3 protein-coding genes and 3 pseudogenes are annotated in these 5143 nt (G+C 43.3%); 4 read left to right on the top strand and 2 right to left on the bottom strand.

Annotated elements, in window-relative coordinates:
• The 3 genes and pseudogenes from L5M17_RS22670 to L5M17_RS22660 form a co-directional block, all read left to right on the top strand.
• Positions 1 to 235, top strand: a pseudogene (locus L5M17_RS22670) (IS4 family transposase); the annotation flags it as partial.
• A 13-nt stretch (positions 236 to 248) separates the two neighbouring features.
• Positions 249 to 698: pseudogene (locus L5M17_RS22665) on the top strand (TonB-dependent receptor domain-containing protein); the annotation flags it as partial.
• Positions 699 to 1234: 536 nt separating this feature from the next.
• Positions 1235 to 1525, top strand: coding sequence for a cytochrome c3 family protein (locus L5M17_RS22660; protein WP_028759787.1), 291 nt, complete (start codon positions 1235 to 1237; stop codon positions 1523 to 1525).
• A gap of 237 nt (positions 1526 to 1762) precedes the next feature.
• Here the strand turns inward: L5M17_RS22660 and L5M17_RS22655 are convergent, their stop codons facing one another.
• Positions 1763 to 3772 (bottom strand): ATP-dependent DNA helicase, encoded by a 2010-nt coding sequence (locus L5M17_RS22655; protein ID WP_263149268.1) that lies wholly within the window; start codon positions 3770 to 3772, stop codon positions 1763 to 1765.
• A 432-nt stretch (positions 3773 to 4204) separates the two neighbouring features.
• Here L5M17_RS22655 and L5M17_RS22650 point away from each other — a divergent pair, with 432 nt between their 5' ends.
• Positions 4205 to 4705: a GNAT family N-acetyltransferase gene (locus tag L5M17_RS22650; RefSeq protein ID WP_158683085.1), complete on the top strand. Its 501-nt coding sequence runs from the start codon at positions 4205 to 4207 to the stop codon at positions 4703 to 4705.
• Between the two features lie 205 nt (positions 4706 to 4910).
• Here the strand turns inward: L5M17_RS22650 and L5M17_RS22645 are convergent.
• Positions 4911 to 5143, bottom strand: a pseudogene (locus tag L5M17_RS22645) (IS4 family transposase); the annotation flags it as partial.

Raw genomic sequence — 5143 nt, 5'->3', positions numbered from 1 at the left:
GTTGATGGTTCAATGCCTGTTGTGGCTAGTTGGTTTACACGCACAGCAACAGGGCTGGGATAAGCATTTTCAGGCCAATACCATTGGGCATCGAACGGTACTCTCAACGATTCGCTTGGGATTGGAGGTACTCAGGCGGCCTGATTATCAAATCACGGAGAAAGAATTGCTGGCGGCCTGGGTATTATTCGCCAATCAGTTGCTCAAATATGGCTATGCTATGGCTGATTTATGAGGGGATCCTTCAGAATAGAGTCCCTGGTACAGTATTAACTTACCAAAACGTGAACGAAGCCAAGATCACTGGTTGGGAATTACAAGCTTGGTACAATTTAACTCAAGATCTCAGCCTAAACGGTAATTACAGTAAAACCGATGCCGAAGATAAGCAAAATGGCGCGCCTTTTACCTTAACACCGGACGACAGCTATAACCTGAAACTGCAATGGCAGGCATTCGATGGTTTATCCACCTTTATCGCCTACCATTATACTGGCGAGCAGTATTTGCGAGCCAATGTCAAATCAGAGGGTTATGGCTCGCTCGATATAGGTGCGAATTATCAAATTAATCCTATGTTTAGACTGAAGCTTGGCGTGACTAACCTAACGGATTCTGAACGTGACCAAGTTGCCACCGACCTTGATTATATTCAAAAGAGTCGCAGTATTTATGCTGGGGTAACTGCAAGTTTCTGAGCTCTACAAGCCAGAAACTAATGTGTAATTGCAGCTCTGCTACTCAACATTAAACATCATAGGCGAAGCCCGTTTTGGCTTCGCCTATTGTTTTAAGACCAAAATAAATATCACACATCCGACTAGAAAAAGTAAAATCAATATATTTTCTAAAATATAGAATTTTTAAATAAACATCAAAAATATAAATTACATAATCCAGATTTAAATCATTAGCCTTTTACATTCCGCAATATAACCTTGATCATACTTTAACGCTAAAAAATAACTCACCCGTTAACCTTTGATAACGATCAAGGTTTTGTCATATTAAAAAACTATTATACACACGCAAGACTGCTAAAGCTTGAGGTGTAAAATTCTCGATTATTAAACTTACGCACCAAGCAAAAGCAATATTATCTTTCCGTTTATATCACTAATAAAACAGCGAGAAAAAATACAGTTCCAACTTCAAGTTACATATTTCATAGCTAGATATGTGATTTACTCGCTTCAGAATGATGATTTAACCAACAATAAAAAAGGAAAATAACATGCTTAAAAAGATGATGCTAATGTGCGCACTGTGCTTTTCAACTAATTTAATGGCGGTATCACTTGCCGACAGTCATTCTGAAAGATCTGACTGTGAATCCTGCCATAAAGATAAAAAACCTTCAGCGGATTATGTTTTTGAAAATCAGCAATGTGTATCATGCCATGGAGAAATGAAAACACTCGCAGGCGAAGCTCATACTAAACATGATGGCGTTTTAACATGCACCAATTGCCATATCGCTCATCAAGAAAAAGCACCAGCAGATGCTTGCAAAGAATGCCATTAATTCACTAAAAATCTAAAACCAAAGGCCGAAGAATTATTTATTTTGAATGGAACCATTAGGCAGGATGCCACTTGACCCAACCTCCAAGGGTGTTTGCCATCTATTGCTCACAGGTGGCAATTTTTACCTCCGTTTTTATATCCTTACAATATGTTTAACGGCTCAATACTTAGCTCAGAATCCCATATCCGGCAAATAGGACAAGTTTACGTATGCTAGGTAAGCCATAGACGACTCTCAGGGGATTGTTCTCAAGAATGCCAATGCCTTTTCTAGGTCACGGGTGCGCGCCATCGGTGGCAGCGAGTTTAAAAAAGCTTGGCCATAGTAGCGATTCACAATGCGATTATCGCAAAGGATCAGCACACCACGATCTTTTTCATCACGAATAAGACGGCCAACACCTTGTTTCAGCGCAATAATCGCCTGCGGTAACGACACTTCAGTAAAAGGATCGAGTCCCTGACGACTCACATTGTCGGCTCGGGCGCGATACAGCGGCTCATCGGGCGACACAAAAGGTAATTTGTCGATAATCACGCAGCTTAACAATTTGCCGCGCACATCCACCCCTTCCCAAAAACTACTGGTACCGAGCAATACCGCATTGCCGAGTTGGCGAAACTTAGTCAGCAGACTCTGTTTACCCGCTTGGCCTTGTACCAGCAGCGGATACTGAGTGCGAGTTCGCAATGCCAGCGCCGCTTGTTCGAGCATTTTATGGCTGGTAAATAAAATAAAAGTCCGTCCCTGCGCCGCATCTATCGCTTGCACGCACACATCCACCAGCTGCTTTAACGCTTGCTGTTGATTGGTCACGCTCCCAAGTTGTCTCGGCACACAAAATACCGCTTGGCGGGGATAATCGAAGGGACTGTCGAGAATGCTTTGCTGCGCATCGACGATACCCATTTCTCGGGCAAAATGAACAAGACTGCGGTTAACCTGCAAAGTTGCCGAGGTAAATATCCAGCTGGTTTCGGGCACAAATAACTGTTGGCACTCACGGGCAATATTGATTGGTGAAATTCGCAGCACCACAAAGCGACTACCAAATTCGATGCTGTAGGCCGCCAGATTATTATCGCAGTTAAAAAACACACTGAGCTTGTTATTCAGCTCAGCCAACTTAATGGCGATATCATCTAACAATTCACTGCGGCCAATATGGGCCATTAATAAATTCTGCAGCGCAGTTAATTCCGCTAATAAATCCCATGACGCCCCTGCGAGCGCTTTATTGCCCAGCACTAAACGCCAATCGGATTCGCCGCAGGAATATAACTGATTATGCCAATCACTTAATTTAGCGAGGCAACGCTGGCAAAATTGGGCGAGTTGCCCAGTATCACTGAGTTCAGTCTGATAAATAGCGAGTAGCTTTTGAATGAAATCATCGATAGTACGACTCGAACATTGCTGGCCAAAATAGTTAACGCAAATATCGGGTAATAAATGCGCTTCATCGAAAATCACCATATCAGGATCGGGTAATAACTCGGCAAAGCCCGTGTCTTTCAGTACGCTATCGGCGAAAAATAAATGGTGGTTAACCACAATGATTTTAGCATCCAGAGCACGGCTGCGCGCCTTGCGGGTAAAGCAGGCATCGTAAAAATCGCAGCGCTTACCAATACAGCTTTCCTTAGTGCTGACCACAAGTGGCAGCGCCGAAGAATTCTCAGGCACTGAGGTTAAACCGCCAATATCACCATCTTTACAGGTGCTCGCCCACTGATTGATTTTCAACAAATCATCCAACAAACGCGCATCGATATGTGTCGCCTCGCTCATTTGCTTATCGAGTCGCCACTGGCACAGATAATTATTGCGGCCCTTTAGTAGAGCCAGTTTAGGCTCAATCCCCAACATGGCGACCAGCGCGGGTAAGTCTTTAAAAAACAACTGCTCTTGCAAGTTTTTACTGCCCGTACTGACGATGACTTGCTTACCGCTCAATATCGCGGGGATCAAATACGCAAAGGTTTTACCTACCCCCGTACCCGCCTCAATTACTACATTCCCCTTCGCCGCTATCGCCTCACTCACTTCCTGTGCCATCTGCATCTGGCTTGTTCGCGCACTAAATCCTTGAATATGTTTAGACAATACTCCATCGGGCAAAAATGCGCGTTGCACTTCGGACGCGAGTCGACTCACCGCAGCGGCGCCTTTTAAAGCAGAAGGCTTAGCGACAGTTTCTTTAGAGGAAACATGCTTTGATGTCGGTTGGCGGGAGCGAGTCAAAGGGAGAATCAATCCTTTATCAAGGTGTTAGGAACGTCAGTGAAAACAGTACTGCAAGTCCACACAATAAATTACTGAGCGAATGCATAGTGAAACTTTATAAGCACAAACAATGGTTAGTACCGCATGCCACTGCCGTAAACAATAGCGTTAAGCTTAACAGCTCGAAGCATTATGCTGATTTGAGATAAGACTACAAGTTAGCCGCGTAATTAACGCCAATTTAAACGTCGGTATTTGCTAGCATCCGCCAAAGCATGTGCGCTAGCTGTAACGGTTCGCAAACTTCTGTCGATTTCAGCCTGCCACTAACCATTTGAAATAAATAAGCTACCTCAGCAAAGCAAAACTCTATACCATTATATACGCTCGATAACAGGATGTTTCAGTGCCCAAGCATCAATACTAAGACGCAGGTAATCAGGATGAATGATGTCAAACGTTAGTCTTATCAATTTAAAAACAAGTGACACCACAACGCTACAACGTCTGCTCCAACTTTATTATTTTGATTCAACATCTTGGAGTAAAGAAGATATAGGCATTGATGGGTTATATGATGGCTCTACAGCCTCAGATCTTGAATCCTATGTTAACTCACAAGAGGCAAAAGCCTACCTCATTTGGGTAAATGAAGTATTGATAGGCTTTGTTCTACTAGAATGGGTTGAAGATGAAAAAAGGCTTATCTGGGAACTGGCTGACCTCTTTATTCTTCCTAAATATCGCGGTGGTTGGATTGCGCTCGAAGTAGTCCGTCAAATATTTGAGCAGATTAGCACACCAATACTGGTCGCTACGTTCAAAGAAAATGAACTGGCTTTGCGCTTTTTTAAAGCGGTATCAAAACGATTACAGCTTAATTCAGTACGTGAGTTAATCGAGGATGAAACTACGCCGTTTTATACATTCATCATAAATGAACACATCTAACAATCGATGTTATTCAAGTTTTTCTAAGCCACCCATTGTTTGTAGTGGTACGGTTAATTTGGCCATCTAGTTAGAATTGACCTCAGCAATGTCTACGTTTTTTGACCTTCGCCATACTTACTTATCGTAATGTGAACTAGACGATTGTGAGTAATAGATCTTCCGCGCTTTTGTCCAAAAGCGTGCTGCGTGCTGAAGGATCCCCTCATAAATCAGCCATAGCATAGCCATATTTGAGCAACTGATTGGCGAATAATACCCAGGCCGCCAGCAATTCTTTCTCCGTGATTTGATAATCAGGCCGCCTGAGTACCTCCAATCCCAAGCGAATCGTTGAGAGTACCGTTCGATGCCCAATGGTATTGGCCTGAAAATGCTTATCCCAGCCCTGTTGCTGTGCGTGTAAACCAACTAGCCACAACAGGCATTGAACCATCA

It is taken from the genome of Shewanella sp. SW24, from assembly GCF_025653395.1.
Taxonomy (GTDB): Bacteria; Pseudomonadota; Gammaproteobacteria; order Enterobacterales; family Shewanellaceae; genus Shewanella; species Shewanella oncorhynchi.
Note: the sequence above shows the minus strand (reverse complement) of the source record. Positions and strands in the feature narration are given on the sequence as shown.

Excerpts from the sequence above, each read along its gene's own strand:
- L5M17_RS22650 (WP_158683085.1), top strand. The coding sequence starts at position 4,205 with ATGTCAAACGTTAGTCTTATCAATTTAAAAACAAGTGACACCACAACG.
- L5M17_RS22660 (WP_028759787.1), top strand. The coding sequence starts at position 1,235 with ATGCTTAAAAAGATGATGCTAATGTGCGCACTGTGCTTTTCAACTAAT.